Origin of the sequence: Methylocapsa aurea (genome assembly GCF_000746085.1) — a bacterium.
Classification (GTDB): Bacteria; Pseudomonadota; Alphaproteobacteria; order Rhizobiales; family Beijerinckiaceae; genus Methylocapsa; species Methylocapsa aurea.
This window is the reverse complement of the sequence record NZ_KN050805.1, coordinates 58,770-84,036: the sequence shown is the minus strand read 5'-3', so window position 1 is coordinate 84,036 and position 25,267 is coordinate 58,770. Positions and strand designations below refer to the sequence as shown.

The 25,267-nt window shown below is 62.6% G+C and carries 21 protein-coding genes; 16 read left to right on the top strand and 5 right to left on the bottom strand.

Features of this window, described 5'->3' with window-relative positions; translation table 11 throughout:
* Nucleotides 1–154 precede the first annotated feature (154 nt).
* Nucleotides 155–2,047 (top strand): GMC family oxidoreductase, encoded by a 1,893-nt coding sequence (locus DL86_RS17535; protein ID WP_051953701.1) that lies wholly within the window; start codon nucleotides 155–157, stop codon nucleotides 2,045–2,047.
* A gap of 92 nt (nucleotides 2,048–2,139) precedes the next feature.
* Nucleotides 2,140–3,138 carry a tRNA dihydrouridine(20/20a) synthase DusA gene (gene dusA / locus DL86_RS17530; RefSeq protein WP_036264294.1) on the top strand — a complete coding sequence of 333 codons (999 nt, stop codon included), beginning with the start codon at nucleotides 2,140–2,142 and terminating at the stop codon, nucleotides 3,136–3,138.
* 16 nt (nucleotides 3,139–3,154) lie between these two features.
* Here the strand turns inward: dusA and DL86_RS17525 are convergent, their stop codons facing one another.
* Nucleotides 3,155–4,066: an ATP-binding protein gene (locus DL86_RS17525; protein WP_036264291.1), complete on the bottom strand. Its 912-nt coding sequence runs from the start codon at nucleotides 4,064–4,066 to the stop codon at nucleotides 3,155–3,157.
* A gap of 321 nt (nucleotides 4,067–4,387) precedes the next feature.
* Here DL86_RS17525 and yajC point away from each other — a divergent pair, with 321 nt between their 5' ends.
* The 10 genes from yajC (at nucleotide 4,388) to DL86_RS17470 (ending at nucleotide 16,462) form a co-directional block, all read left to right on the top strand.
* Nucleotides 4,388–4,729, top strand: a complete 342-nt coding sequence (gene yajC / locus DL86_RS17520) for a preprotein translocase subunit YajC (RefSeq protein ID WP_036264289.1) — start codon at nucleotides 4,388–4,390, stop codon at nucleotides 4,727–4,729.
* Nucleotides 4,730–4,781: 52 nt separating this feature from the next.
* Complete coding sequence (gene secD, locus DL86_RS17515) at nucleotides 4,782–6,380, top strand: protein translocase subunit SecD (protein WP_036264287.1); 1,599 nt, start codon at nucleotides 4,782–4,784, stop codon at nucleotides 6,378–6,380.
* A gap of 83 nt (nucleotides 6,381–6,463) precedes the next feature.
* Nucleotides 6,464–7,411 (top strand): protein translocase subunit SecF, encoded by a 948-nt coding sequence (secF, locus tag DL86_RS17510; RefSeq protein ID WP_036264285.1) that lies wholly within the window; start codon nucleotides 6,464–6,466, stop codon nucleotides 7,409–7,411.
* A gap of 39 nt (nucleotides 7,412–7,450) precedes the next feature.
* On the top strand, nucleotides 7,451–7,837 hold the full coding sequence (locus tag DL86_RS17505; RefSeq protein ID WP_084573021.1) for an Mth938-like domain-containing protein: 387 nt from the start codon (nucleotides 7,451–7,453) through the stop codon (nucleotides 7,835–7,837).
* Nucleotides 7,837–8,703, top strand: a complete 867-nt coding sequence (locus DL86_RS17500; RefSeq protein WP_036264279.1) for a phytoene/squalene synthase family protein — start codon at nucleotides 7,837–7,839, stop codon at nucleotides 8,701–8,703. The genes DL86_RS17505 and DL86_RS17500 overlap by 1 nt, the downstream gene beginning before the upstream one ends.
* A 215-nt stretch (nucleotides 8,704–8,918) precedes the next feature.
* Nucleotides 8,919–12,017, top strand: a complete 3,099-nt coding sequence (ileS, locus tag DL86_RS17495) for an isoleucine--tRNA ligase (RefSeq protein ID WP_036264570.1) — start codon at nucleotides 8,919–8,921, stop codon at nucleotides 12,015–12,017.
* Nucleotides 12,008–12,514, top strand: coding sequence for a signal peptidase II (gene lspA / locus DL86_RS17490; protein ID WP_425348942.1), 507 nt, complete (start codon nucleotides 12,008–12,010; stop codon nucleotides 12,512–12,514). Before ileS ends, lspA begins: the two co-directional genes overlap by 10 nt.
* Before the next feature lie 205 nt (nucleotides 12,515–12,719).
* Nucleotides 12,720–13,397, top strand: a complete 678-nt coding sequence (locus tag DL86_RS18955; RefSeq protein WP_156964730.1) for a hypothetical protein — start codon at nucleotides 12,720–12,722, stop codon at nucleotides 13,395–13,397.
* A 335-nt stretch (nucleotides 13,398–13,732) separates the two neighbouring features.
* Nucleotides 13,733–15,121 carry a M16 family metallopeptidase gene (locus tag DL86_RS17475; protein ID WP_425348941.1) on the top strand — a complete coding sequence of 463 codons (1,389 nt, stop codon included), beginning with the start codon at nucleotides 13,733–13,735 and terminating at the stop codon, nucleotides 15,119–15,121.
* A 60-nt stretch (nucleotides 15,122–15,181) separates the two neighbouring features.
* Nucleotides 15,182–16,462 carry a M16 family metallopeptidase gene (locus DL86_RS17470; RefSeq protein ID WP_036264566.1) on the top strand — a complete coding sequence of 427 codons (1,281 nt, stop codon included), beginning with the start codon at nucleotides 15,182–15,184 and terminating at the stop codon, nucleotides 16,460–16,462.
* A 44-nt stretch (nucleotides 16,463–16,506) separates the two neighbouring features.
* On the opposite strand, the gene DL86_RS18950 is transcribed toward DL86_RS17470, so the two are convergent.
* The gene (locus tag DL86_RS18950) at nucleotides 16,507–17,313 is read right to left on the bottom strand and encodes a dienelactone hydrolase family protein (RefSeq protein WP_162180456.1); all 807 of its coding nucleotides are present in this window, start codon (nucleotides 17,311–17,313) and stop codon (nucleotides 16,507–16,509) included.
* A 321-nt stretch (nucleotides 17,314–17,634) separates the two neighbouring features.
* Between DL86_RS18950 and mutL the strand changes: the two genes are divergently transcribed.
* The gene (gene mutL, locus DL86_RS17460; protein WP_036264562.1) at nucleotides 17,635–19,452 is read left to right on the top strand and encodes a DNA mismatch repair endonuclease MutL; all 1,818 of its coding nucleotides are present in this window, start codon (nucleotides 17,635–17,637) and stop codon (nucleotides 19,450–19,452) included.
* 64 nt (nucleotides 19,453–19,516) lie between these two features.
* Complete coding sequence (locus DL86_RS17455) at nucleotides 19,517–19,717, top strand: hypothetical protein (protein ID WP_036264269.1); 201 nt, start codon at nucleotides 19,517–19,519, stop codon at nucleotides 19,715–19,717.
* A gap of 55 nt (nucleotides 19,718–19,772) precedes the next feature.
* Here the strand turns inward: DL86_RS17455 and DL86_RS17450 are convergent, their stop codons facing one another.
* Nucleotides 19,773–20,120 carry a type 1 glutamine amidotransferase family protein gene (locus tag DL86_RS17450; protein ID WP_036264267.1) on the bottom strand — a complete coding sequence of 116 codons (348 nt, stop codon included), beginning with the start codon at nucleotides 20,118–20,120 and terminating at the stop codon, nucleotides 19,773–19,775.
* Nucleotides 20,121–20,318: 198 nt separating this feature from the next.
* On the opposite strand from DL86_RS17450, the gene purD reads away from it, so the two are divergent.
* The gene (gene purD, locus DL86_RS17445) at nucleotides 20,319–21,605 is read left to right on the top strand and encodes a phosphoribosylamine--glycine ligase (protein WP_036264265.1); all 1,287 of its coding nucleotides are present in this window, start codon (nucleotides 20,319–20,321) and stop codon (nucleotides 21,603–21,605) included.
* A 78-nt stretch (nucleotides 21,606–21,683) separates the two neighbouring features.
* Nucleotides 21,684–22,238, top strand: coding sequence for a fasciclin domain-containing protein (locus tag DL86_RS17440; RefSeq protein ID WP_036264257.1), 555 nt, complete (start codon nucleotides 21,684–21,686; stop codon nucleotides 22,236–22,238).
* Nucleotides 22,239–22,418: 180 nt separating this feature from the next.
* On the opposite strand, the gene rsmD is transcribed toward DL86_RS17440, so the two are convergent.
* Together rsmD and DL86_RS17430 are read right to left on the bottom strand one after the other, a co-directional pair.
* Nucleotides 22,419–22,973, bottom strand: a complete 555-nt coding sequence (gene rsmD, locus DL86_RS17435) for a 16S rRNA (guanine(966)-N(2))-methyltransferase RsmD (RefSeq protein ID WP_036264255.1) — start codon at nucleotides 22,971–22,973, stop codon at nucleotides 22,419–22,421.
* 6 nt (nucleotides 22,974–22,979) lie between these two features.
* Entirely contained in the window at nucleotides 22,980–25,121 is a 2,142-nt protein-coding gene (locus DL86_RS17430) for a pseudouridine synthase (RefSeq protein WP_051953695.1), read from the bottom strand.
* Nucleotides 25,122–25,267: the final 146 nt, after the last annotated feature.

Genomic DNA, 25,267 nt, shown 5'->3' with positions numbered 1-25,267 from the left:
AGCCGGCGTTATCGTTCATGACGCCTGGTCCCCGCGACCTGTCGGGATCGCGGATTGGCGCAGCCTGGCGCGATCCCCGCTTGTCGCGGACAAGTCGTTGGGGCGCGCCAAATGTCGCCCCTGCTCCGGCATAAAAACGAGGCGAGGAAAAGTCATGAGCATCAGCAACAATGCCAGCTTCGAATATATCGTTGTCGGCTCGGGCGCTGGCGGAGGCACGGTAGCGGCGCGTTTGGCGGAACAAGGCCGAAAAGTTCTCGTGCTGGAGGCCGGCGGAGACCCGATGAAGCTGGCCGGCGGAGACGCCCCCTATCCGGACGAAAATCGGCTTCCGGATGATTATCAAGTCCCGGTGTTTCACCCCATTTCGACTGAAAACAAGGCGATGGCGTGGGATTTTTGGGTCCGTCATTTCACCAAGGACGAATTACAGAAAAAAGACACGAAATATCGCGAGGATTGGGACGGGGAGCGAGTCGACGGCGTTTTATATCCGCGCGCAGGCTGTCTTGGCGGATGCACCGCGCATAACGCCATGATCACCGTGTATCCGCACAACGAAGACTGGGACTCGTTGGCGCGGCTTACCGATGACGCCTCGTGGAGCGCAAGCAACATGCGCAAATATTTCGAAAGGCTGGAGAATTGCCAGCACCGGGTTTTTCTCTACCGGTGGTTGGCCGCGCTTGGATTCAACCCCACGCGGCACGGCTGGAAGGGCTGGCTGCACACCGAAAAGTCTATTCCGAAAGAAGCGCTCAAAGACGGACAGCTGGTAAATTTTCTCAAGAAATCGGTGCAAGGCGAGATCAAGGCGCTGGCCTCGCCGCTCAAGCGGCTCCTATGGTTTGTCCTTGGCCAAGGCGATCCCAACGATTGGCGTCTCGTCGTCAAGAACGCAATTGGCATCCACTATCCGCCGCTCGCGACCCGCGGCCACTCCCGGACGAGCACGCGCGAGCGCCTGCTCGAGGCGCAGGCCAAATATCCGGACAATCTGACGATTGAATTGGACGCCCTCGCTACGCGCATTCTATTCGATGAAGGCAACCGCGCGGTTGGCGTGGAATATCTGAAGGGCGCCCGTCTTTATCAAGCCCATAAAGGACCAAGCGGCGAGCTTGGCGAAAAGCGCGAAGTTCATGCGTCCCGGGAGGTGATCCTGGCGGGCGGCGCCTTCAATACCCCTCAATTGCTGATGCTGTCAGGAATCGGCCCGAGGGAGGAGCTTGAAAAGCACGCCATTCCGGTTCGCGTCGATCTACCGGGAGTTGGCTCGAACCTTCAGGATCGCTACGAAGTCGGCGTGGTCAATAGGGTCAAGGAGGACTGGGGCGTCCTGAAAGACGCTAAATATGCGAAAGGCGATCCGCAATACGCCGAATGGGAAGGCAAGAGGGAGGGCGTCTACGCCACCAACGGCGCCGTGTTGGCCGTGATCAAGCGATCGGTTCCGCAAAGACCGCTGCCCGACCTCTTCTGCTTCGCCATACTGGGGTATTTTAGGGGCTATTTCCCAACCTATTCTGTTGATGTCGTGACCAAGCTGAACTATCTGACCTGGGCCATTCTCAAGGCGCATACGAATAACACCGCCGGGGAGGTCAGGCTAAAATCGACCGATCCGCGCGAGCGGCCCTACATCAACTTCCATTATTTCGAAGAAGGCAATGACAGCCAGAAAAAGGACTTGGACTCCGTCGTCGAGGGCGTCAAATTTGTCCGGAAACTGGCGGCGCCTTTGCGGGAGCGGGGTGTAATCGTCGAAGAAGAGCAGCCCGGCGAGGCCGTTCAAACGGATGAACAGCTGCGCGATTTCGTGCGATATCAGTCCTGGGGGCATCACGCCTCCTGCACCTGCGCGATCGGCAGGGACGGCGACCCGATGGCTGTCCTCGATGGGAATTTCAAGGTCAGGGGGACGCAGGGCCTGAGGGTTGTGGATGCATCGGTGTTTCCCAGAATTCCGGGATTTTTCATTGTGACCTCAGTCTATATGGTGGGGGAAAAAGCAGCCGATGTAATCCTTGCGGATGCTCGCCCGTAACGATGGATCGGTCTTCGCGCAGGTCCGCTTAACATTCCGGGGCGTCGCGCTGGGCGCTCCGGCCACATAGGCGAATTTGAAGCCGACAGGAAATGCTGACAAGTCGAGATGTAAGATTTTCCGTCGCGCCTATGATGGATTGGACGGACCGGCATTGCCGCTACTTCCATCGCATCTTGTCGCGGCGGGCGCGCCTTTACACAGAGATGCTGACGAGCGCGGCGGTCATTCATGGCCAACGGGATCGGCTGCTTGCATTTGATCAAGCCGAGCATCCCCTCGCCGTGCAGCTTGGCGGCAGCGATCCCGCTGAATTGGCGGCGGCGGCGGGGATTTGCGCCGATTTCGGCTATGACGAGATCAATCTCAACGTCGGATGTCCCTCCGAGCGGGTGCAGAGCGGAGCCTTTGGCGCTTGCCTCATGCTCGAACCCGATCTCGTCGGCGATTGCGTCAGCGCCATGAAGGCGCGGGTCGCCCTTCCGGTGACCATCAAATGCCGCATCGGCGTCGACGAACAGGACCCTGTCGTCGCGCTTGGAGAGCTTGCTGATGCGGTGATCGCCGCCGGGGCCGATGGGCTTTTCGTGCATGCCCGCAAGGCCTGGCTGAAAGGCCTGTCAGCCAAGGAGAACCGCTGCGTTCCCCCGTTGGACTATGGTCTCGTCCATGATCTGAAACGCCGCTTTCCTAATGTGCCGATCGCTCTTAATGGCGGGCTTGCGAGCCTGGATCAGATGCGCGCTGAACTCAGCCATGTCGATGGCGTGATGGTCGGGCGCGCCGCCTACCAGGATCCGGCTTTGCTTCTTGGCGTCGATCCAATGCTGTTCGGCGAGCCGGCGCCGGTCGCCGATCCGGCGGCGGCGGTAGAAGCTTTCATTCCCTATGTCGAGGCGCGCCTGGCCGAGGGGATTCCTCTCCACGCCATGACGCGGCATCTTCTCGGCCTCTTCAATGGAAGATCAGGCGCGCGCGCCTGGCGCCGCCATCTTTCGACGCAGGCGGTGCGCCAAGGCGCCGACGCCGGGGTCTTGCGCGCGGCCCTCGCCTATGTCCAGGCGCGGCGCGGGATCGACGCCGCGGCTTGAGCGGCCGCCCCTTCCTTTACTCGGTCGTCTTCTCGAGCCTTCCGGCGAGGTCCTGGATATATTGCCAAGCGGTGCGCCCGGATCTCGAGCCGCGCGTCACCGCCCATTCCAGAGCCTCGCGCTCGATCGCCTCGCGCTCAATCCCGGCAGGGTCCGCCAGCAGGCCGAAATATTCAGCATAGCCCAGGACCATCGCCAGATAATCCTCTTGCGAGCAGGAATAAAAGCCGAGCCAAAGCCCAAAACGGTCCGATAGCGAGACCTTTTCCTCAACCGAATCGCCGGGGTTGATGGCCGTTCCGCGCTCATTCTCGACCATCTCGCGCGACAGGATGTGGCGCCGGTTCGACGTCGCATAAAATATGACATTGCGCGGGCGCCCTTCGATTCCGCCTTCCAGCGCGGCTTTCAGGGATTTGTAATTCGTATCGGCGGCGTCGAAGGAAAGATCGTCGCAAAAGACGAGAAAACGATAGGGAGCCTCGCGCAGCAGCGCCATGAGCCCTGGAAGGCTGTCGATGTCCTCGCGGTGAATCTCCACGAGCTTAAGAGGTTTGAAGCCGGGGCAGGCGGTGAGCCGGGCATTGATTTCCGCATGCGCCGCCTTGACGAGAGAAGACTTGCCCATGCCTCGCGCGCCCCAGAGCAGGGCGTTATTGGCGGAAAAGCCCTTGGCGAAACGTTCGGTATTGTCCGAAAGAATATCGCGCAACCGGTCGATTCCGCGCAGCAGCGCCATGTCGACGCGGTTGACCCGCCCGACGGGCTGCAGCCGCGCCGCCGCCGCCGCGAAGACAAAGGCGTCAGCGGAATCGAAGTCGCAGGGCGGCGGCTCGGCCGGAAGAAGTTTTTCGAGCGCCGCCGCGATCCGCTCCAGGGCCTTGCCGGACAGGGAGTCGGCAGGGCCGCCGCCGGAGTCTTTGTTCATTGTCGCAACGCTCCAGAAGAGTGCTCCACTTGGAGCGGGACAAAAGTCCAGGCTTCTTGGGCCAGAATCCTGCCCAAAGCCAATAAGGCATAGAGCGTGATGAATTCAACGCGAAGCCGCCCGGGGCTCGAGCGCTTTCCATCTCGACGCCCAGAGCATATTCCGAACAATTGATTCAATCTGTTCGACGAGAATATGCTCAAAGCGCCCAATGCCGACGCAGGCGCTCGCGCGCCATTGCTTTCATGACGACTCCGGTTATATTCGCGCGCCGTCCAGGCGGGAGCGCCGGACGATGCACATGAACATGGAGAAGGGAACGTGTTGATCACATCTGCTTTCGCCCAAGCCGCCGGGGCAGCGCCCCCCAGCGCGACAGATATGATCGGCACGCTGACGCCTTTCGTGCTGATCCTCATCATCATGTATTTCTTGATCATGCGGCCGCAGCAAAGACGGGCGAAGGAGCATGCCGATCTCATCAAGAACATGCGCAGGGGCGATAGCATCGTCACCAATGGCGGGCTGATCGGCAAGGTCACCAAAATCATCGACGACGCCGAACTTGAACTGGAAATCGCCCCCAATGTCAGGGTCCGCGTGATCCGCAACATGATCGCCGATGTTCGGTCCAAGGGCGAACCCGTCAAGGACCAAGCCTGAACCCGCCTGACCCTGGGCTTCCGGCCCCAAATTCTGGATAAATTGCAACGCCATGCTGCGTTTCGCGACCTGGAAGATCGTCTCCATCCTGGCCATGACGGCGTTCGCCGTCCTCGTAATCGTGCCGAGCCTTTTGAGCCCCGAAAACCGCGAGGCGCTGATCGCGCATCTGCCGTCGTGGGTTCCCGCGCGCGCGATCGTGCTCGGTCTCGATTTGCAGGGCGGCTCGCATGTCTTGCTCGAGGTGGACAGCGCCTCGGTGACGAAATCGCTGATCGACAATCTGCGCGACAGCGTCCGCCGCACGCTCCGCGAGGAAAAGATTGCTATCACCGGCGGAATTGGCGTGCTGCAGCGCGGGGTGCAAGTGCGCATCCCGGATGCGGCCGAGCGCGCCAGGGTCATGCCCAAACTCAAGCAATTGGCGGCTTCGGCGGCGAGCGCTTCGGCGGATGGCTCCCGCGTTCCCGCCTTCGATGTGACCGAAAATGAAAGCGGTCTCGTCCAATTCACGGTGACGGAGGCTGGCGTTAGCGCCAAGATTCGCCGCGCCGTCGAGCAATCGATCGAAGTTCTGCGCCGCCGCGTCGATGCGCTCGGCACAACCGAGCCCAATATCCAGCGCCAGGGCGAAGACCGCATCCTCGTCGAGGTGCCGGGCCTGCAAGACACCGGCAAGCTCAAGGAAATTCTTGGCACCACGGCCAAGCTCGAGTTTCGCCTTGTGGCCGAACCCGGGGCCGATCCGTCCGAAACCGAATCCCTCGACGATACGGAGCGGCCCGGCGCAAAATTGCCGGTCGAGAAACGGGTGATGGTGCAGGGCGAGGACTTGACCGACGCGCAGCCGGGGTTCGATAGCCGCACGCAGGAGCCGATCGTCAACTTCCGCTTCAATATTCGCGGCGGGCAAAGATTCGGCGAGGTGACCTCGGAAAATGTCGGCCGGCCCTTCGCCATCGTTCTTGATGGAAAGGTAATCTCGGCGCCGCGCATCTTGGGTCCGATCACCGGCGGATCGGGCCAAATTTCTGGGCGTTTCACCGTCGAGGACGCCAATAAGCTGGCGATTCTCTTGCGCGCGGGCGCGCTTCCAGCCAAGCTCACCATCGTCGAGGAGCGCACCGTTGGGCCTGGCCTCGGCCAGGATTCGATCGACGCCGGCAAACGCGCGGCCTATGTCGGCGCCGGCCTCGTCGCCTTCTACATGCTGATCACCTATGGCGTCTTCGGCGTTTTCGCCAATATCGCGCTGGCCGTCCATATCGCCTTCATTTTTGCGGGCCTTGTCCTCCTTGGCGCGACGCTCACTTTGCCTGGCATCGCGGGGATCGTCCTCACCATCGGCATGGCGGTCGATTCCAACGTCTTGATCTATGAGCGCATCCGTGAGGAGGCGCATCAGGGCCGCTCGATCCTCTCCGCGCTCGACGCTGGCTTCAACCGCGCCTTCGCAACCATCGTCGACTCGAATGTCACCATGTTCGTCGCCGCGGCCATCCTTTACTTTCTCGGCTCGGGACCGGTGCGCGGTTTCGCGGTATCGCTGGCGCTCGGCATTCTCACCACCATCATAACGGCGGTGACGATGACGCGCATGATGATCACGCTGTGGTATCGCTACAAGCGGCCGGCCAGGCTGCCGATTTAGGTCTCGCCAATCTATTTCCACTTTGCCTAGAAAATGGTCTAGTGCGAGGGTCGGCCGCGCGGGCGCGGCAAAGGGTCTTACCAATGAAGCTGCTGCGCCTGGCGCCAGAGGACACCAAATTTCCCTTCATGCGGTTCCGCCGCGTGAGCTATCCGTTCTCGGCGGTTCTCTCTATCGCCTCGGTCGTGCTCTTTCTCAGCCTCGGGATGAATTTCGGGATCGATTTCTCCGGCGGCACGCTGATTGAATTGCGCGCCAAATCCGGGACGGCCGACATCGCTAAATTGCGCGCGACCGCCGAACATATGGACGTGGGCGATGTCGAGGTGCAGGGCTTTGGCGCGCCCTCCGATGTGACCTTGCGTTTTGGCCTTCAAAAGGGCGGCGACGCCGCGCAAGAGGTCGCCGTGAGCCGCGTGAAGGCGGCGATCGGTGATGGCTATGAGATCCGCCGCACCGAGGTCGTCGGCCCGCGCGTCTCCGGCGAACTCGTGCAATCGGGCACGCTCGGCGTCGTCATTTCGATCGTCGCGGTTCTCTGCTATCTCTGGTTCCGGTTCGAATGGCAATTCGCGGTCGGCGCCATCATCGCGACAATGCACGATCTGCTCCTGACCGTCGGCTTTTTCGCTTTGACGCGGCTTGAATTCAACACGACGTCGATCGCCGCCATTCTCACCATCGTCGGCTATTCGCTGAACGAAACCGTCGTGGTGCTCGACCGCATTCGCGAAATGATGCGGAAATATCGCAGAATGCCGACCGACCAATTGATCGATCTCTCGGTCAATGCGGTGCTCCCCCGCACGGTCATGACCGCGACCACCGTGTTTCTTGCGCTGCTCTCGCTCGTGGTTTTCGGCGGGCAAGTCATCCGCTCTTTCTCGATCGCGATGATCTGGGGCATTTTCGTTGCGACCTATTCCTCGGTTTTCATTTGCTCGCCGATGCTGATCTATCTTGGCCTGCGCAGTGAAACCGTCGGGACGGCGCCGCCGGCCGCCGGCAAGCTCGGGAAGGCTTCGGCGTAAGCGGCGCGATCCTGATGGATGCGCGCGGGCGATGCGATCATGGCGGAACAAAAATATGCTGGCTTTTTGCCGGGCGCTCATCCGATCGAGGGATATGGAGCGGGCGGCTTCCGGTTTGGCGGGATGTCGCATCGCGGCTCGATTCTGGCTTTGCCTTCGGGCATCCATGCCTGGAGCGCGGTTGACGCGGCGGACATCGGCGTCGCCTCGCTCGCGCCGCTTTTCACCGAGCCGCCGGGGTCGATCGAACATCTGCTGATCGGAACCGGACTGGAGCTTGTCCCCCTAGGCGCTGCGCTACGCCAGCGCCTGCGTGAGGCCGGGATCAGGGCCGAGCCCATGCCGACCGGGGCCGCGGCGCGCACCTATTCCATTCTTCTGGGCGAAAAGCGCCGGGTCGCCGCGGCCCTTCTGGCCGTGCCATAATGGGCGCGCGGCCGGCGGAGGCGAGCGAAGCCGATTACGCCTATTGCGAGATGCTGCTGCGTCGCGACGATCCCGATCGCTGGCTGGCGAGCCTGTTTGCCCCTGAGGCTCTGCGCCCGCACCTTCACGCGCTTTACGCTTTCAACCTGGAGATCGCGCGGGTGCGGGAAATCGTCTCCGAGCCTTTGCTCGGCGAAATTCGGCATCAATGGTGGCGCGATGCGCTTGATGCGCCAGAGGGGGCCGAGGCCTCGGCCAATCCCGTCGCGGCGGCGCTGCTCGATGCGATCGCCCGTTTCAGCCTGCCGAAACCGGCGCTGCTCGAATTGATCGATGCGCGGATATTCGACCTCTATGACGATCCGATGGAAACGCTCGAGGCGCTTGAGGCCTATGCCAGGGCGACCTCCTCCAGCCTGTTTCGTTTGGCGCGGCTGATCCTCAATCCGGATGAGCCAGCCGACGGGCTCGGCGCGGCCGAGCATGCCGGGATCGCCTATGCCTTGACAGGCATCCTGCGCGCCTTGCCTTGGCATGGTGCGCGCGGACAACTCTATGTTCCGCTTGAGATTTTGCGCAAAACTGGGGCGCAGCGGGAGGATTTTGCTGCCGGGCGGGCGACGCCGGAGGTTCTGGCCGCGCTGGAGGAGCTTCGCGCCCATGCCCATCGCCATCTCGACATTTTCGCGGCGCGGCTGCCGGGACTTCCCGATCGGGGCCGCGCCGCCTTTCTGCCCGCCGCGCTTTGCGGACCCTATCTCCGCCAGATGGAAAAGCGCGGCTACGATCCATTCGAGACGGCGGTCGCGCTGCCGCAATGGCGGCGTCAATGGACGCTTTGGCGCGCGTCAAAGCGGTGGGCATAGAGCGGTCCGGCGACGCGGCGCCGAAAAGCTTTATTCCTTCGGGTTCTGTTGCTAGAACGCATTATGTTCATGCTCCCGTCTCGTCCGCTCCGAATTATGGGCCCGGCGCGCGCCTGAGCGCCAAAGTCGCGCACTTTGCCGCTCGCGCCCAGCCGGGGACGTCACGCCCATTCAGCGGCGGGAGCCGCGCCACGCTCGAGCAGGCCAAAACAATCATGAATGAACAGACGACGGTCAAAACGGCTGACAAGAAGCCCGATGGCCAGGATTACTCCAAGAGCCTTTATCTGCCGCAGACGGATTTTCCGATGCGCGCCGGATTGCCGAAAAAAGAGCCGGAGCTGCTCGCCCGCTGGCGGGAGATCGAGCTCTATCGCCGCCTGCGCGAGGCGGGGCGGGGACGGCCGAAATTCGTCCTCCATGACGGCCCCCCCTACGCCAATGGCAATATCCATATCGGCCATGCACTGAACAAGATTCTCAAGGATCTTGTGACGCGCTCGCAGCAGATGCTCGGCAAAGACTCGAACTATGTGCCGGGCTGGGATTGCCATGGCCTGCCGATCGAATGGAAGATCGAGGAGCAGCATCGCGCCAAGGGCCAAAACAAGGACGCCGTGCCAGTCATCGAATTCCGCCGCGAATGCCGCGCTTTCGCGGAGCATTGGGTCGATGTGCAGCGGGAAGAATTCAAGCGCCTTGGCGTGACCGGGGATTGGGATCATCCCTATCTGACAATGAGCTATCCGGCCGAGGCTCAGATCGCCCGCGAGATCATGAAATTCGCCGAGAACGGGACATTGTATCGCGGCTCGAAGCCGGTGATGTGGAGCGTTGTTGAGAAGACCGCGCTGGCCGAGGCGGAGGTGGAATACGAAGACCACGTCAGCGATGCGGTGTATGTGGCGTTTCCGGTTAAAGAGTCTTGGTCGCCTGAAGGTCGCCCGCTGGAGCCTGGCAAGCCTATCCCGATGATGCAGCCAATGTTGCCGGATGGGACAGCCATCATCATCTGGACGACCACGCCTTGGACGCTTCCCGCCAATCGGGCGATCAGTTTTTCGTCGAAGATTGCTTATGGATTGTACCGCGTTACGGCCGCTCCCGAAAGCAATTGGGCAAGAGTCGGCTCGCATTATGTTGTCGCCGATGCCCTTGCCGATAGCGTCTTCAGCGCCGCAAAGGTCGAGGGCTACGAGCGCCTGCCAGCCCGGATAACACCCGGACTTTTGCTCGATGTTGTTTGTAGCCATCCGCTCGCGACAGCGATCACCGGCTACGACTTCGCTGTTCCGCTCCTCGATGGCGATCACGTCACCGCCGATACGGGCACCGGCTTTGTCCATACGGCGCCCAGCCACGGCCGGGACGACTTCGACATCTGGATGGCGCATGGCCGCGAACTTGCTGAGCGCAACATCGAAACCCGCATCCCCTACACCGTCGACGCCGACGGTTTCCTTACCAACGAAGCTCCTGGCTTCGAAGGCCGCCGCGTCATCGACGACAAAGGCAATAAGGGCGACGCCAACGAGGCGGTGATCAAGGCCTTGATCGACGCCGGCAATCTGGTGGCGCGGGGAAAGCTGAAGCACCAATATCCGCATTCCTGGCGCTCGAAAAAGCCTCTCATTTTCCGCAACACGCCGCAATGGTTCATCGCGCTCGACAAGTCTATGGGAACAACTTCTCAAAACCCTCATCCTGAGGAGGCGCGAAGCGCCGTCTCGAAGGGCGAGGGTGCGTTAAGGAATGCTCCTACCCTGCGTGAGATCGCGCTGCGCGAAATCGCCCTCACCAAGTGGTATCCCGCCGCCGGCGAAAACCGCATCACTGGCATGATCGCCAATCGCCCCGATTGGGTGGTCTCGCGCCAGCGCGCCTGGGGCGTGCCGATCGCGATCTTCGTCCATCGGGAAACCAAGGAAATCCTCAAGGACCCGAAGGTCAATCAACGCATCGCACAGGCCTTCGAGGAAGACGGCGCCGACGCGTGGTTTGGCGAATCGGCTTCCTACCGTTTTCTGGAGCCAGACTACGACCCGCGCGACTACGAAAAAATCGACGACGTTCTCGACGTCTGGTTCGATTCCGGCTCGACTCACGCCTTCACGCTGGACGATCCGACGCATTTTCCCGGCCTTGCCGGCATTCATCGGCTGCGCGACGGCGGCGCCGATGAAATCATGTATCTCGAAGGCTCGGACCAGCATCGCGGCTGGTTCCATTCCTCGCTGCTCGAATCCTGCGGCACGCGCGGGCGGGCGCCTTATGACGCCGTTCTGACCCATGGCTTCGTTCTCGATGAGAAGGGCCAGAAAATGTCGAAATCGGCCGGCAACGTCACCGCGCCGCAAACGATCATCAAGGACGCCGGCGCCGATATTCTCCGGCTCTGGGTGGCGGCCTCCGATTATTCGGACGATCTCCGCATCGGTCCGGAAATCCTGAAGACCTTTGTGGAGACCTACCGGAAACTCCGCAACACGATCCGCTGGATGCTGGGGTCGCTCGCCCATTACGATGCGAAAGACGCGGTCTCCTATGCCGCGATGGGCGAACTCGAAAGACTGATGCTGCATCGGCTCGCCGAATTGGATGGCGAGATCGCCGACGCCTATCAGCGTTTCGATTATAAGCGCATCGTCGCGCGCCTGTCGGCTTTCTTGAACTCGGATCTTTCGGCCTTCTATTTCGATATTCGCAAGGATGCGCTCTATTGCGAACCGCCTTCGAGCGAAAAGCGGCGGGCGGCGCTCGAAGCCATCGAACAGATTTTTCGCTGCGTCACGCTGTGGCTCGCGCCGATTCTCGCTTTCACTTCGGAGGAGGCCTGGCTGTCGCGCTACCCCGACGCGCTCTCGGTTCATCTCGAAGGTTTTCCCAAGGTTCCGGACGCCTGGCGCGATGACCAACTCGCCGCCAAATGGGAAATCATCCGTCGCATCCGCTCGGTCGTCACCGGCGCGCTGGAAATTGAGCGGGCGCAAAAGCGAATCGGCTCTTCGCTCGAGGCCGCTCCAAGGGTCTTCATCACGGAGGAGTCCTGGCGGGCGCTGCTCGAAGGGGTGGATTTTTCCGAAATCTGTATCACCTCCGATATCGCGATCGAAGCGGGGGAGGGGCCGGCGGAGGCCTTTAGGCTTGACGAGGTTCCAGGCGTCGCCGTCCTGCCGCGCCGGGCGGATGGAAAAAAATGCGCGAGGTCGTGGAAAATCTCGACGCTGGTCGGGAGCGATCCCGAATTTCCCGACGTGACGCCGCGCAATGCGCAGGCCCTGCGCGAACTCAGGGCGATGGGCCGATGGCTATGACGCCGCGGATCTTGGGCGCGCTGGCCGTCCTGGCGACTCTCGCGGTGGATCAGGCCAACAAGCTTTGGCTTATTTTTATCTATGGAATCGAAGCGCGCCAGCCGGTGCGGCTGACGCCCTTTTTCGACGTGATTTTCGCCAAGAATCCTGGGATTTCCTATTCGCTCCTCAGTGCGCGCACCGATATGGAGCGTTACGGCCTGCTGGCGCTAACAGTTGCGGCGACGGCGCTCCTCGGCCTCTGGCTCTGGAGGGCCAGAACCAAGACCGTCGGCCTTGGGCTGGGCCTTATCGTCGGCGGCGCGCTCGGCAATGCCTATGACCGGCTCGCCTATGGGTTCGTCGCCGATTTCTATCATTTTCACCTTGGCTCCTTTTCCTGGTACGTCTTTAATTTCGCCGATGTCGCGATTGTCGTCGGCGTCGCGCTTCTGCTTTATGAATCCGTGTTTTTGGCCGGCAAGGCCAGCGAGCCGGAGCGCGCCGCCGGCCAATAAAGATGTTTGGAAAACTGTCTCGGCGCCCGCTCTGCCGTCAAATTGCCGCGAAGTTACCTAAAATGGCCGTTATCGCTACCTTTGCGTCACGCGCGGGCTTGCCAAAGTTTATGGGCGCGGCAAGGATTTGGGCGGGGTCGGCAAAAAGACTCGCGGCTTTGCGGAGGCCGGCTTTCGCCCGCGAGATTTGAAGAGGATGGACGTCATGGTCTTCGACAAAATTCAACCCGGCGGGCGGGCCGTTCTGATGGCCGCGGCTGGCGTGCTTGTCGCCTCGGGGCTGATCGGCTCTTTGCCGGCCAGGGCCCAGGAGGACACCAATCCCTTCAATTCGGTTCTCGGCTTCGTCGGACTGCAGTTCGACAAGGAAAAGGAATCGATCGATTATCGCGCCCGGCCGCCAATTGTTCTTCCGCCCAAATTGGATCTGCCCCCGCCGAAAGAGGCCGTGCGCGACCCATCATGGCCAGCCGATCCCGATATTGCGGAAAGGCGCCGGGCGGCGCTCGAATCGCAGCGGCCCGCGCCGCAACTTATGGAAAATGCCCGCGCGGAACTCACCCAGGCGGAATTGCAGCGCGGCCGCGGCGATTTGCCGACCGAGGGGCCCGCCAGCGAATGTCAGGCGAGTTCGGGCACGCCAATTTGTCTTTATGCGCCCTGGAAGGCCCTGCAAGCCGTCGTTGGAGGCGGACAGCCTGAGACCCTCACGCCTGGCGTCGAACCGCCGCGCAAGTATCTGACTGAACCGCCGCCGGGGTACCGGAAGGCGACCGCCGCAGTGAAAGCCACCGCCGCCGAAGCGCCAAAGGATCAGCCCGACGTTGGCGACGCGGCCGCCTATATTCGTTCGCAGCGGCACAAGACATCGGTCCCGAACTAAGGCGTGAGCTTGACGAGCGGGCTCAGATAGAGCGGGCAAGGTCGAGCCCGCTTAACGATGTCGCTTTTTCGAGCATGATCCCAAGAAGTTGCAGACTTTTTGGATGAGCAAATGCTCCAATATGTCAGATCCAAGCGAACCCTTGTCGATCCTTGCGATCGGAATGCGCTCCGTGGCGGCGGTCGCGATTATTCGTCGCGATAAAACTATGACGCTTTCGTTTTTTCATCCTATATTCGCTTCAATCGGCTTGCTGGACGAACGGCGGGCGGACGAATGTCGCGGGAGCGCCGCCTTGGGCGCGGCTCCCTGAGCACGATGGATTGAAGAAAGCGATGGCTCGGATGTCTTTTGGTCACACCGCGGCGGCGTCCGGCGCCGTTTTTCTCACGCCCGCCGCGCCATCCTCGGCCAGACCCGCGGGGCCAGCCATTACCCAGGCGAAGCTCGCCAACGGTCTCGACATCGTCGTCATTCCCGACCATCGCGCGCCGGTCGTGACTCATATGGTCTGGTATCGGAACGGTTCGGCGGACGATCCGCTGGGCAAATCCGGCATCGCGCATTTCCTTGAACATTTGATGTTCAAAGGCACCAAGGCCAATCCGCAGGGCAAGTTCTCGGAAATCGTCGCGGATTTCGGCGGCCAGGAGAACGCCTTCACATCCAACGATTATACCGCCTATTTCCAGCGGGTCGCCAAGGAGCACCTCGGCGTCTGCATGGAATACGAGGCCGACCGCATGAAAAACCTCGTTCTGACTGACGAGGTGGTTGCGCCCGAGCGCGATGTCGTACTCGAAGAGCGCCGGATGCGCACCGATTCCGATCCCTCCGATCAGCTCAACGAAGCCGTCCAGGCCGCGCTCTACACCCATCATCCCTATGGCAAGCCGATTATCGGATGGAGCCATGAGATCGAGGACCTCGGCCGCGACGACGCTCTCGCCTATTACGATCGTTTCTACACGCCGGAAAACGCCATTCTCGTCGTCGCCGGCGATGTCGAGCCGCAAGAGGTCATCGACCTCGCGCAAAAGATTTATGGCCCTATCCCGGCGCGCGGCGTTCCGCCGAAGCGGACCCGCCCGCGCGAGCCGCAGCCGCGCGCGCACCGTCTCGTCACGCTCGCCGACGAAAAAGTGGAGCAGCCCTCGCTCCAGAGCGTGTTTCTGGCGCCCTCCTACCGCACCGCAGCGCCGGGGGAGGCGGAGGCGCTCGAGGTTCTCGCCCATCTCCTTGGCGGCGGCCAGACCAGCCTTCTCTTCAAGACCTTGGTCATGGATGACAAGCTCGCCGTTGCGGCGGGAGCGCATTACCAGGGCACGGCGGTCGACGATACGCGCTTCTACGTTTTCGCGGTGCCGGCGCCCGGCGTCGGGCTCGATCGTCTTGAAGCTGCGATCGACGCCGTGATCGCCCGCGTCGCCGCGAACGGCGTCGACGAGGCCGATTTCCTGCGCGCCAAGACCCGTCTCGTCGCCGAGGCGATTTATGCGCAGGACAATCAGGCGACGCTCGCGCGCTGGTATGGCGCGGCTCTGGCGACCGGCATGAAGCTTGAGGATGTCGCGCATTGGCCCGAACGGATCGAGGCCGTGAGCGCCGAGGACGTAAGGAAGGCGGCGCGCTGGCTCGACAAAAAGCGGAGCGTGACCGGATTTCTGCTGCCGGCCTCCGCGCCCGCGCAAGCCGCCGCCGAGACAGCGCCCATTGCCGGCTGAATACTTCTTTCGCCGCGTCCCGGAGTGTTTCGGGACGCGGATTTTTTGGATGCAAAGCTCATGACCGCACGCGCCAGCACGCAAAGCCCCTCTCGCGCCGCCGCCGTGCAGAAGGTCGTCTCGAAAGGCGGCATCGAAGCTTGGCTTGTCGAGGATTATGCGGTTCCTCTCGTCGCTCTCGAATTCGCTTTCAAAGGCGGCGCGTCGCAAGACCCGATTGGCAAGCCGGGCGTCGCCACCCTTCTCGCCGGCCTGCTCGATGAAGGGGCGGGTCCCTATGACGCGGAGGGCTTCCATCGCGCTCTCGACGAGGACGCGATCGAAATGTCCTTCTCGGCCGATCGCGACATTTTGAGCGGGCGGATGCAGACTCTGTCGCGCAATAGCGCGCGCGCCTTTGAGCTGTTGCAGCTTGCGGTGACCAAGGCGCGTCTCGACGCCGAGCCCTTTGAGCGGGTGCTGAGCCAGGTGGCGGCGAGCTTGAAGCGCGAGGCCAATGATCCCGACTATGTCGCCAGCCGCACTTTCCGCTCGGCGTCCTATCCTGATCATCCCTATGGCCTGCCGGTGCGCGGCGACCTCGCGACTTTGCCGACGCTGACCCAAGGCAATCTGATCGACATGCGCGCCGCCACGTTCGCGCGCGACAAGCTGAAGATCGCCGTGGTCGGCGCCATCGACGCGGCGACGCTTGCCGGCCATCTCGACGATGTTTTCGGGGCTCTGCCCGAAAAAGGCGCGCTTGCGCCAATCGCAACCGTGGCGTTTTCCGGCGAAGGCGGGCGCCGGGTCGTCGACATCGACGTGCCGCAATCGACCATCCGTTTCGGGCGCCAGGGCATTGCCCGCAAGGACCAGGATTTCATCGCGGCGACTGTCATCAATCATATTCTCGGCGGCGGCATTTTTTCGGCGCGGCTGTTTCGCGAGGTGCGCGAGAAGCGCGGTCTCGCCTATTCGGTCTATTCGCAGCTCGTCACCTATGATCACGCCGCCATGCTCACCGGCGGCACCTCGACCAAGAACGAACGCGCGGCCGAATCGATGGGCGTGATCGAGACCGAAATCGCGAGCCTCTCGGATCTCGGGCCGACCGAGGAGGAGCTCGACAAGGCGAAGAAATATCTGATCGGCTCCTATGCGCTGCGCTTCGACACCTCGACCAAGATCGCCAGCCAGCTCGCCCATCTGCAGACCGAAGGATTCGGCGTCGAATATCTCGACGAGCGCAACAAGCTCATCGCCGCGGTGACGATGGAAGACGCCAAACGCGCGGCCAAGCGCCTGTTCGGCGATGCGAAGCTGCTCGTCGCCGTCGCCGGGCGCCCGGAAGGGATGTGAGGGCGTCCTCTTGAGATTGCGGCCTGGGGAAGAGAATCTTCGGCTCACCGATTGATGCGGCCCAGAAACGCGAGAACGGCCTCTTGGAGGCGCCGCGTTTGCTCGGCGCTATAGTGCGCATTTCCTTCGACGTCGAAACCATGCCCCGCGCATTCGATATGCATATGCTCAACCGGCGCGTTGATTGCTGAAAGCCGTTCGATAGAAGTGAAAGCTTTCTTGTTGGGCGCGATGGAATCCTTTCCTCCCGTTGCTACCATGATGGGCAAATGGCGGCTCCAGTCTTTGTCATGGATGTTGGAGGCAAGGCCGCAATAGGGATAGATCAGGACGAGGGAAGCGATGGCGAGATCCGCCTGCTCGGCGAAAGCCGCGGCCCTTTCGTCGAGCATCCATTCCATGATGGTCCAGGCTCCATGCGACCAGCCGATGAGGGAGATCCGCCGACGATCGACCATGGGGTCTTGCAGCACAAAGGAAAGGGCCTCGGTTATGTCGCGGCTGCGTTCGCGCCCTCGCAGGCGCAGCCCCGTGCAGACAAGGCAGCGCGCCTGCAAGACATCGATGTTGCGCGGAGTCAGGCTGTCGATGGTATAGACAAGGATCCCATGGCGCGCGAGGAGGCGCGCCCAATTGACGGCATGCGCCTTATCGCCGGCGCAGCCATGCAGCAGGAGCGCTGTCGGGTGGGGAGCTTGGCCTTCGCTCGGCGCGTAGCGCTGCACGCTTCGCAACAGCTTTTCTCGCCAAAGTGACGCCGAAAGCCGATTTTCGAAAAAGGACAAGCGCCTTGCGAGGCGGCGCAGAATCAGGCCGAATCCGCGCCTGGCGTCAAAGCGGTCTTTTTCCATTGCCATCTCGTCGTCGGCAGGCGCAGGGTTGCCACCCTAACCGATTTCCGCTCCCTAGAGCATGATGCCGAAAAGTGGAAACCGGTTTTCGGCATCATGCTCTAACTCTTTGATGAGAGGCGGATTCAGACTTTGGACGAGATCGCGTCGCGATTCCGTCCAAAGTCTGAATCCGGCTCTAGAGCGCTTTCCGATCGAATGGAGTCATTCGATCGATTGGAAATCGTTCCAGTGTTAAAGAGGCTGAGCATATTCTCGAAATATGCTCTGGCGCCAAATGACGCCGAGGATGGTCGGACTTTGCTCATAAAAGGAGGACCCATGCCCATCCGCCGTCTCGATCCTGTTCTCGTCGACCGCATCGCGGCGGGCGAGGTTGTCGAGCGGCCGGCTTCCGCGCTGAAGGAATTGATCGAGAATGCTCTCGACGCCGGCGCGAGCCGCATCGACATTGCGATCGAGGCGGGTGGAAAAAAGCTTATCCGCGTCATCGACAATGGATCGGGCATGTCGGGGCAAGATCTCGACCTCGCCGTCGAGCGCCACGCGACCTCGAAACTCCCCGATGGCGATCTCTCCGCCATCGCGACGCTTGGCTTTCGCGGCGAGGCGCTGCCCTCGATCGGCTCGATCGCCACGCTCGAAGTTTTTTCCCGCGCAATGGATTCGCCGCATGGAGCGCATATTCTTGTCGATCAGGGCGACAAGCGCGCCGTCGCGCCATGCGCCCACCCCCAGGGAACGCGGGTCGAAATCCGAGATCTGTTTGCCGCCACTCCAGCGCGGCTGAAATTCTTGAAGAGCGATCGCGCCGAGGCGCGCGCCGCCGCCGATGTCGTGCAGCGCCTCGCCATGGCGCATCAAACGGTGCGCTTTACCTTTACGGCGAGCGAGGCCGCCAGCTTCGAACTTGCCGCGACCGGCCTTGGCGAAGCCGCGCTTTTGACCCGCCTTTCCGATATTCTGGGCGAAGAGTTTCGCGCCAATGCGCTGCGCGTCGAGGCGGCGCGGGAAGGCATTCGGCTTGATGGATTCGCCGGGCTGCCGACCTGGCATCGCGCCAATGCTTCGTCTCAATATCTCTTCGTCAATGGGCGCCCGGTGCGCGACAAGCTTTTGGTTGGCGCGGTGCGCGCCGCCTATATGGATTTTCTGCCGCAAGGGCGCCATCCGGCGCTGGTTCTGTTCCTCTCCTGCGATCCGCGCGAGGTCGACGTCAATGTCCATCCGGCCAAGGCCGAAGTGCGCTTTCGCGATGGCGGGCTCGTGCGCGGCCTCATCGTCGGCGCGCTGAAGCAAACCTTGCAAGCCGCGCTTCATCGCGCGACCCCGAACAATGGCGCGGCGGCGCTTGACCTGATCGCGCGGCGCGGCTTCGAGCGCGGAACTCCCGCCCGGCCCGCGCCATCGGCCAATTGGGATTGGCGGCAATCGCCGGCATATCCCGGCTTCTCGGAACCGGCGCAGCAAGGGTTTGGGGAGTTCTCTTCACCAGCCGATGCGCGCGCCGCCGATGCGCGGGCCCATGCGCAACCGCCTTCGCCCGCGGACATCGACGCTCCGCTCGGCGCGGCCCGCGCGCAGATCCATCAGACCTATATTGTGGCGCAAACCCGCGATGGGATCGTCATCGTCGATCAGCACGCCGCACATGAGCGTCTCGTCTATGAGCGCCTGAAGGCCGCGCGGGCCGCGATGGCGGTCGAACGTCAGGCGCTTCTTGCGCCAATCATTGTCGAAATGGGGCGGGGCGACGTCGAGCGCCTCACCGACGCCGCGCCGCTGCTTGCGGAACTCGGCCTCGTCGTCGAACCCTTCGGACCGGGCGCGCTCGCGATTCATGAAATGCCGGCGGTCTTGAGGACCGATGACGCGCAGCAGCTCCTGCGCGATCTTGCGGCCGCGCTCAGCGAGGACGAGCGCGGCCTCGCCTCCCTGGAAAGGCGTTTGGACCATGTGCTCGCGACCATGGCCTGCCACCATTCGGTGCGCGCCGGGCGCCATCTCAGCGCCGAGGAAATGAACAGCCTGTTGCGCGAGATGGAGCGCACGCCGGGCTCTGGCCAATGCAATCACGGCCGCCCGACCTATGTCGAACTAAAACTCAGCGACGTCGAAAAGCTGTTTGGCCGCAGATAGGGTGTTTCCAGGTTGAGAATGCGCGCTTGCGCAAAGGAGGCCGGAGAGCGGGTTTGAGGCGGCAATGATCCGCCTCGGCGGCGGCGCTGAGTTCGTGGGGATTATAAGCAACCTCAGCCTGCGCGGGCATCGCGCCGCACCGGGCGATCGTCGCATTGCGAGCGGCCGGCGCGACGCGGGCATGGGTCTTGTCGAGGCGGACGGGCTAAAGCGCCTTCCGATCGAATGGGGTCATTCGGTCGATCAGACATCGCTCCACCGTTAAGAAGTCTGAGCATATTCTTGTCGAACAGATCGAACCAATCCGTTCGGAATATGCTCTAGGCTTCCATCAAGCCGACATCGATGACGACCGTGCCTTTGACGCCTTCGGGGGCGGCGACGAGCACTTCCAGCGCCGTGCCCGGACCGCGTTCTTCAATCACGTGAAGGCCGACGTCGATCCCGCTCTTGGCGCCTATAGGGCAATAGCGAATTGGGTCGCCGTTGCTTGTCAACACCAGACAGACCATCTCGGCTGATGAATTTCCGGCGCGGACATAAATTGGCCGCACCCGCTTGTCGCCAGGAACCGTATACGCAATCTTTGATTGAGGCGGGAGCGGCTTGTCGAGCCCCTTGCCTTCAAACTGATAAACACCTTGCATGAATCTTGGCGTCTCTGCCATCGTTCTTCTCCCTATAAAAGCTTTTACGAGGAGTTCATGCGGCAACCTGTCGCAAGAGGAGTTTTTCACTTTGCCGCAGGGTAGGCAAGTCTCTCTTTCCGGTATGTTTTCGGCTGCAGCTATGGCATTGCAAGGAAGGATTGCGGCGACGCCTGACTTTGCGTCAAACATCCCCCTTCGAATGGCGATGGCTCGACCATGAATGTTCTTCTCCTCGGGTCCGGCGGGCGCGAGCACGCCATCGCTATTGCGCTTGCGAAAAGCCGAAGGCTGAGGGAGCTTTTTGTCGCCCCAGGCAATCCCGGCATGCTCTCTTTGGGGCGCGCCGTCGCGCTCGATGTGACCGACCACTCGGCGGTGGCGAATTTTTGCAAGCTGATGGCGATAGATCTCGTCGTGGTCGGCCCTGAGGCGCCGCTCGTCGCCGGAATCGTCGACGATCTGGCGGTGGCGGGGATCAAGGCCTTCGGGCCTAGCAAGGCCGCCGCGCAGCTTGAGGGATCGAAAGGCTTCACCAAGGAGTTTTGCGCCCGCTACAAGATTCCGACCGCCGCATATGCGCTCTTCTCCGACGCCGCGTCCGCCACGGCCTATGTGCGCGAAAAGGGCGCGCCGATCGTCATCAAGGCGGATGGACTTGCGAGCGGCAAGGGGGTCGTCGTGGCGATGAGCCTCGATGAGGCCGAGGCCGCGATCGAGGCGATGTTTGCAGGCGGCTTCGGTCAAGCAGGACCGGCCGGGGGCCAACGAACGATTGTCGTCGAGGAGTTTCTCGAAGGCGAGGAGGCCTCGTTTTTCGCCCTTTGCGATGGCGCGCGCGCAGTGGCCTTCGCTTCGGCGCAGGATCACAAGCGCCTCGGCGAAGGCGAGCGCGGTCCCAACACCGGCGGCATGGGCGCCTATTCGCCAGCGCCGGTGATGGACGCGCCGATGAGCCTGCGCGTCATGCGCGAAATCATTGAGCCGACGCTGCAAGGCATGGCGGAGATGGGCATGCCGTTCAAAGGCGTGCTTTTCGCCGGTCTGATGATTGGCGAGGCGGGTCCCAAGCTGATCGAGTTCAATGTGCGCTTCGGCGATCCGGAAACCCAGGTCATGCTGCCGCGCCTCGAAGAGGATTTGCTCGCGTTGATGCTCGCTTGCGTCGAGGGCAATCTTCCACAGCCACCGCTGCGACTCTCGCCGCTGACCGCGCTCAGCGTCGTTCTCGCCGCCAAGGGCTATCCCGAAGCGCCGCAAAAGGGGAGCGAAATCCTCGGCCTCGCGCGCGCGCAGGCGATGCCCTTCGTCACGATCACCCATGCGGGGACGAAGGTTGAGGGGACAAGGCTGCTCGCTAATGGCGGCCGCGTCCTCAATGTCACGGGTCTTGGCGCTGATGTGGTCGAGGCGCGGGCGCGCGCCTATGCGGCGATCGATGCGATCGATTGGCCGCAAGGTTTCTGCCGGCGCGACATCGGCTGGCGGGCGTTGCAACGGCTCTGAAACTTTTTCGCGCGGGCCTCCGTAAAGACCAACATGCCGGCAAGACACAGCCGGCAAGTCTTAAAGAGGAGCGCATCCATGAAATTCAATCGCATCGCATTTGCCGCCGCTTTCATCTCCGTTGCTGGACTCTCCGGAACAGCCTTCGCCGAAATGACCAAGATGGTCGGCGGCGCGGCCATGTATCCGAGCAAGAACATCATCCAGAACGCCGTCAACTCCAAGGACAACACAACGCTCGTCGCGGCGGTCAAGGCGGCGGGCCTCGTCGATACGTTGCAAGGCGCCGGTCCGTTCACGGTTTTCGCGCCGACCAACGCCGCGTTTAATCAGCTTCCCGCGGGAACCGTCGAAGGGTTGCTGAAGCCAGAGAACAAGGATCAGCTCTCTGCCGTCCTGACCTATCATGTGCTGCCGGGCCGTTTGACGACGGCCGATCTTGCCGACGCTGTGAAACAAGGCGGCGGTCAGGCGATGCTCAAGAGCGTGCAGGGCGAGCCGCTTACCATCACGGAAAGAGGCAAGGCTTTCGACATCACCGATTCGAAGGGCCGCACCGCGCGCATCACGATCGCCGATGTGCTGCAGTCGAATGGCGTGATCCATGTCATCAACAAGGTGTTGATGCCCTGATCGGAATTGCTTCTTCCGCCGCTTAACGCCAGGCCATAATCGATCCCTCATCCTGAGGAGCGAGCGAAGCTCGCATCTCGAAGGACGAGGGGTCGTGCTCATGCGTCGCCCATTGCAACATATGCATTGCGCAACAAACGTCGTGTAGGGAAGTAGCGCGGGCCTGCCTTGAACGGCCGGCTACATTGCGCGGACAAACAGCACTTGCGTATCGCCGTAGCGGCGAGTTTCGAGTAGTGCGAAGCCCTCCGGCAAAGGGACATCCGCTTGGGCATTTTCCTCAACGAGGACGAGCGCGTCCTTTTCGAGCCAGCCGCCATCGCGCAAGGCGATGAGCGCCGGCGGCGCGAGGCCCCGGCCATAGGGCGGATCGAGAAAGGCGAGATTGTAGCGTTCGCCCTCTGGCGCTTGCCCCAGTTTGCGCGCGTCGCGGCGCAGGATTCGCGCGCCATCGCCAAGGCCGAGAGCGGAGACATTGGCGCGGATGAGGGCGTAAGCTTCCGCGCCCTGGTCGACGAGCGTGGCGCAAGTCGCGCCGCGCGACAGGGATTCAAGCGCCAGGGCTCCGGTGCCGGCGAAAAGATCAAGGACGCGCGCGCCTTGGATCGGATCGCCGTAGGAGTGAACGAGAATGTTGAAAAGCGTCTCGCGCAGGCGGTCCGAAGTCGGCCGGATTGCGTCCGCGGCGGGACCCTTCAGCACCCGGCCTCTTAAGCTGCCGCCGACGATGCGCATGTAGCCTCAAGGCTTGCCGCGCGGGCGCCCTTTGCTGGGCCCATTTCTTCCAGCTCCGGCCCCGCGCGCAGGGCCGCCTTTGCCGCCCGGCTTTCCGCCGCCTTTGTAGCCGCCGGCCGCCGCGAACTTGCCGCCGCCAGCGGACCGGCCTGCGCTAAACGGACGAGCGCTCTCCGTCTTGCCCGCCGGGCGCGCCGGACGCTTTGGCGCAGCGGCGCGATCTTCGGGTGCTCCGCGATTTGGCTCGCCGCGCTTTCCTTCATAGTTCCGTTGGGGCTTGGCTGCATATTGGGTCGGCCCTTGCGGGCGATCGGAGGTTCTGTCCCGCTCGGTTTTGCGCGAACCGAAGGCGGGACGCTCCTGCACTCCCGCTGGCCTTTGCGAGCGCTCCCGCTTGGGCCCGCGCGAACCCTCCGCCCCCGAAAATCCGCTGGAGCGGCGCGCCGGGCGGGCGCTCTCGCCCTCGCGGTTTTTGCGCTCGGCTTCGAAGCGGCGACCATTGCGGGTCGTCGGCGGTTCGCGGCTGCCTTGCCGCTTGTCCTTGCTTGCGGTGGAGACAAGCCGCTCGACACGGACGGTCCGGCCGCTGCGATCCTCGGTTTCGGCCCGCTCGATGCGCTTGCGCGCTCCCCGTCCAGCGCCGTCTTCCGTGCGCAAGGCGGAAATATGCTTGCGTGGGCCGGGCGCGGGTTTGCCCCTCGCTTCATTGCCCTTTGTTTGGGCTTGAGGGTCGGGTCGCCGCGATTCACGCGCGTTTTTCTCGAAAGGGCGGGCGCTATATTGGCGCGTCTCTTTCGCACGGTCTGGTTGGCCGGATGCTCTCATGGACGGCGGGCGCTGCGCGCTCGCGCGATCGGAGCCTCCCCTTGTCCCCGCCTGTCTTTGGCGTGGCGGCTCGGACGCCGGCGGAGGCTCCATTTCGTCGCCCGTTGGGCTCAAGAAATCCGCGCCGGCGGCGGCCGCGAGCGAAGGTCCAAGCTGGTCGCGCAGCACGCGCGTGCGCACCTCGTCGACCGCGCCCTCCGCGAGTTCGCCAAGCTGAAACGGTCCAAACGACAGCCTGATGAGGCGATTGACCTCTAGCCCGATATGTTCGAGCACGCGCTTGACCTCGCGGTTCTTGCCCTCGCGCAATCCCATGGTCAGCCAGCTATTGGCGCCCTGCTGGCGATCGAATGTCGCTTCGACGCCGACGTAATCGACGCCATCGATGGTCACCCCCTGGCGGAGACGGTCAAGAACGCCCTGATCGGTTTCGCCCTTGGCGCGGACGCGATAACGCCGGAGCCATCCGGTCGAGGGAAGTTCAAGGACGCGCGCGAGCCCGCCATCATTGGTGAGCAGCAAGAGCCCCTCGGTGTTGATGTCGAGCCGGCCGATGCTGACGACGCGCGGACCTTCTGGCCAATGCTCGCGAAGATAGTCGAAAACCGTTGGCCGGCCCTCGGGATCGCGCTCCGTCGTGACGAGGCCACGTGGTTTGTGGAACAGGAACACCCGCGTCCGCGCGCGCTGGGCGAGCGGTTCGCCATCGATCGTGATTTGGTCGGCGTCGCCGACATTGATCGCGGGGTTGGTCAGCACGACGCCATTCAACGCGACCCGGCCTTCGCCGATCCAGGCTTCGGCGTCGCGGCGAGAGCAGGCCCCGGCCCGCGCCATGACCTTGGCGATCCGTTGCGTCCCGGCGCCGGCTTCTTCGCCAAGGGCTTCCAGGGCAAGGATTTCCTGATGATCCGCGTCTTGATGATGCGATTGTCGGCCCCGCGCTTCGACGTCGCGCGCCTTGTTTGGCTTTCGAGCGCCTGCATGGCCGGAGCGCTTTCCCGTCGAATCCGAGCGGAACGCCGCTCCTGGAGTCTTTTTGGGCGCATTCTCGGGTCGCGGACCGGCGTTTCTGTCGCCGGAGAAAGACTTAGGCGCGATCTTCTGGCGCGGCTGGCGGATGCCTTCGGCCGGCTCACGTTTTGATTTCGCGCCGATCGCTGGCGCTTTGCCGCGCGCCGGGCGCGCGCCTGGCTTGGACGCATCGAATTTGGACGCGTTGAACTTCGCCGCGCCTTTGTGCTTGGGCGCGCCTTTGCTGTTTGACGGGCGGGGCGCGCCGCGCGACGGAGGCCGGTTCTTGGTCGGATGATCTTGCATCATTCCTGATAGCAGAATGCGAGAGTAAAAGGGAAACAGGCTATCAGCATTCGTCGCGCCGGCGGGAGCTGAAGCTAAGCCGTCTTCGAGGATAGGCGATTGCAAGACGATGTCAGCGCTGATCCCAGGTCTGCTCCTAAGTCGGACCC

What these genes read in the sequence shown, in the direction of transcription:
- secD (WP_036264287.1), top strand. Translation starts at nt 4,782, where the DNA reads ATGCTGCGTTTCGCGACCTGGAAGATCGTCTCCATCCTGGCCATGACG.
- DL86_RS17440 (WP_036264257.1), top strand. Translation starts at nt 21,684, where the DNA reads ATGAAATTCAATCGCATCGCATTTGCCGCCGCTTTCATCTCCGTTGCT.
- rsmD (WP_036264255.1), bottom strand. Translation starts at nt 22,973, where the DNA reads ATGCGCATCGTCGGCGGCAGCTTAAGAGGCCGGGTGCTGAAGGGTCCC.
- DL86_RS17475 (WP_425348941.1), top strand. Translation starts at nt 13,733, where the DNA reads ATGGCTCGGATGTCTTTTGGTCACACCGCGGCGGCGTCCGGCGCCGTT.
- DL86_RS18955 (WP_156964730.1), top strand. Translation starts at nt 12,720, where the DNA reads ATGGTCTTCGACAAAATTCAACCCGGCGGGCGGGCCGTTCTGATGGCC.
- DL86_RS17500 (WP_036264279.1), top strand. Translation starts at nt 7,837, where the DNA reads ATGGGCGCGCGGCCGGCGGAGGCGAGCGAAGCCGATTACGCCTATTGC.
- mutL (WP_036264562.1), top strand. Translation starts at nt 17,635, where the DNA reads ATGCCCATCCGCCGTCTCGATCCTGTTCTCGTCGACCGCATCGCGGCG.
- DL86_RS17450 (WP_036264267.1), bottom strand. Translation starts at nt 20,120, where the DNA reads ATGGCAGAGACGCCAAGATTCATGCAAGGTGTTTATCAGTTTGAAGGC.
- lspA (WP_425348942.1), top strand. Translation starts at nt 12,008, where the DNA reads ATGGCTATGACGCCGCGGATCTTGGGCGCGCTGGCCGTCCTGGCGACT.
- DL86_RS17470 (WP_036264566.1), top strand. Translation starts at nt 15,182, where the DNA reads ATGACCGCACGCGCCAGCACGCAAAGCCCCTCTCGCGCCGCCGCCGTG.
- DL86_RS18950 (WP_162180456.1), bottom strand. Translation starts at nt 17,313, where the DNA reads ATGGAAAAAGACCGCTTTGACGCCAGGCGCGGATTCGGCCTGATTCTG.
- DL86_RS17525 (WP_036264291.1), bottom strand. Translation starts at nt 4,066, where the DNA reads ATGAACAAAGACTCCGGCGGCGGCCCTGCCGACTCCCTGTCCGGCAAG.
- ileS (WP_036264570.1), top strand. Translation starts at nt 8,919, where the DNA reads ATGAATGAACAGACGACGGTCAAAACGGCTGACAAGAAGCCCGATGGC.
- DL86_RS17535 (WP_051953701.1), top strand. Translation starts at nt 155, where the DNA reads ATGAGCATCAGCAACAATGCCAGCTTCGAATATATCGTTGTCGGCTCG.
- dusA (WP_036264294.1), top strand. Translation starts at nt 2,140, where the DNA reads ATGCTGACAAGTCGAGATGTAAGATTTTCCGTCGCGCCTATGATGGAT.
- DL86_RS17430 (WP_051953695.1), bottom strand. Translation starts at nt 25,121, where the DNA reads ATGATGCAAGATCATCCGACCAAGAACCGGCCTCCGTCGCGCGGCGCG.
- DL86_RS17455 (WP_036264269.1), top strand. Translation starts at nt 19,517, where the DNA reads ATGATCCGCCTCGGCGGCGGCGCTGAGTTCGTGGGGATTATAAGCAAC.
- secF (WP_036264285.1), top strand. Translation starts at nt 6,464, where the DNA reads ATGAAGCTGCTGCGCCTGGCGCCAGAGGACACCAAATTTCCCTTCATG.
- DL86_RS17505 (WP_084573021.1), top strand. Translation starts at nt 7,451, where the DNA reads ATGGCGGAACAAAAATATGCTGGCTTTTTGCCGGGCGCTCATCCGATC.
- purD (WP_036264265.1), top strand. Translation starts at nt 20,319, where the DNA reads ATGAATGTTCTTCTCCTCGGGTCCGGCGGGCGCGAGCACGCCATCGCT.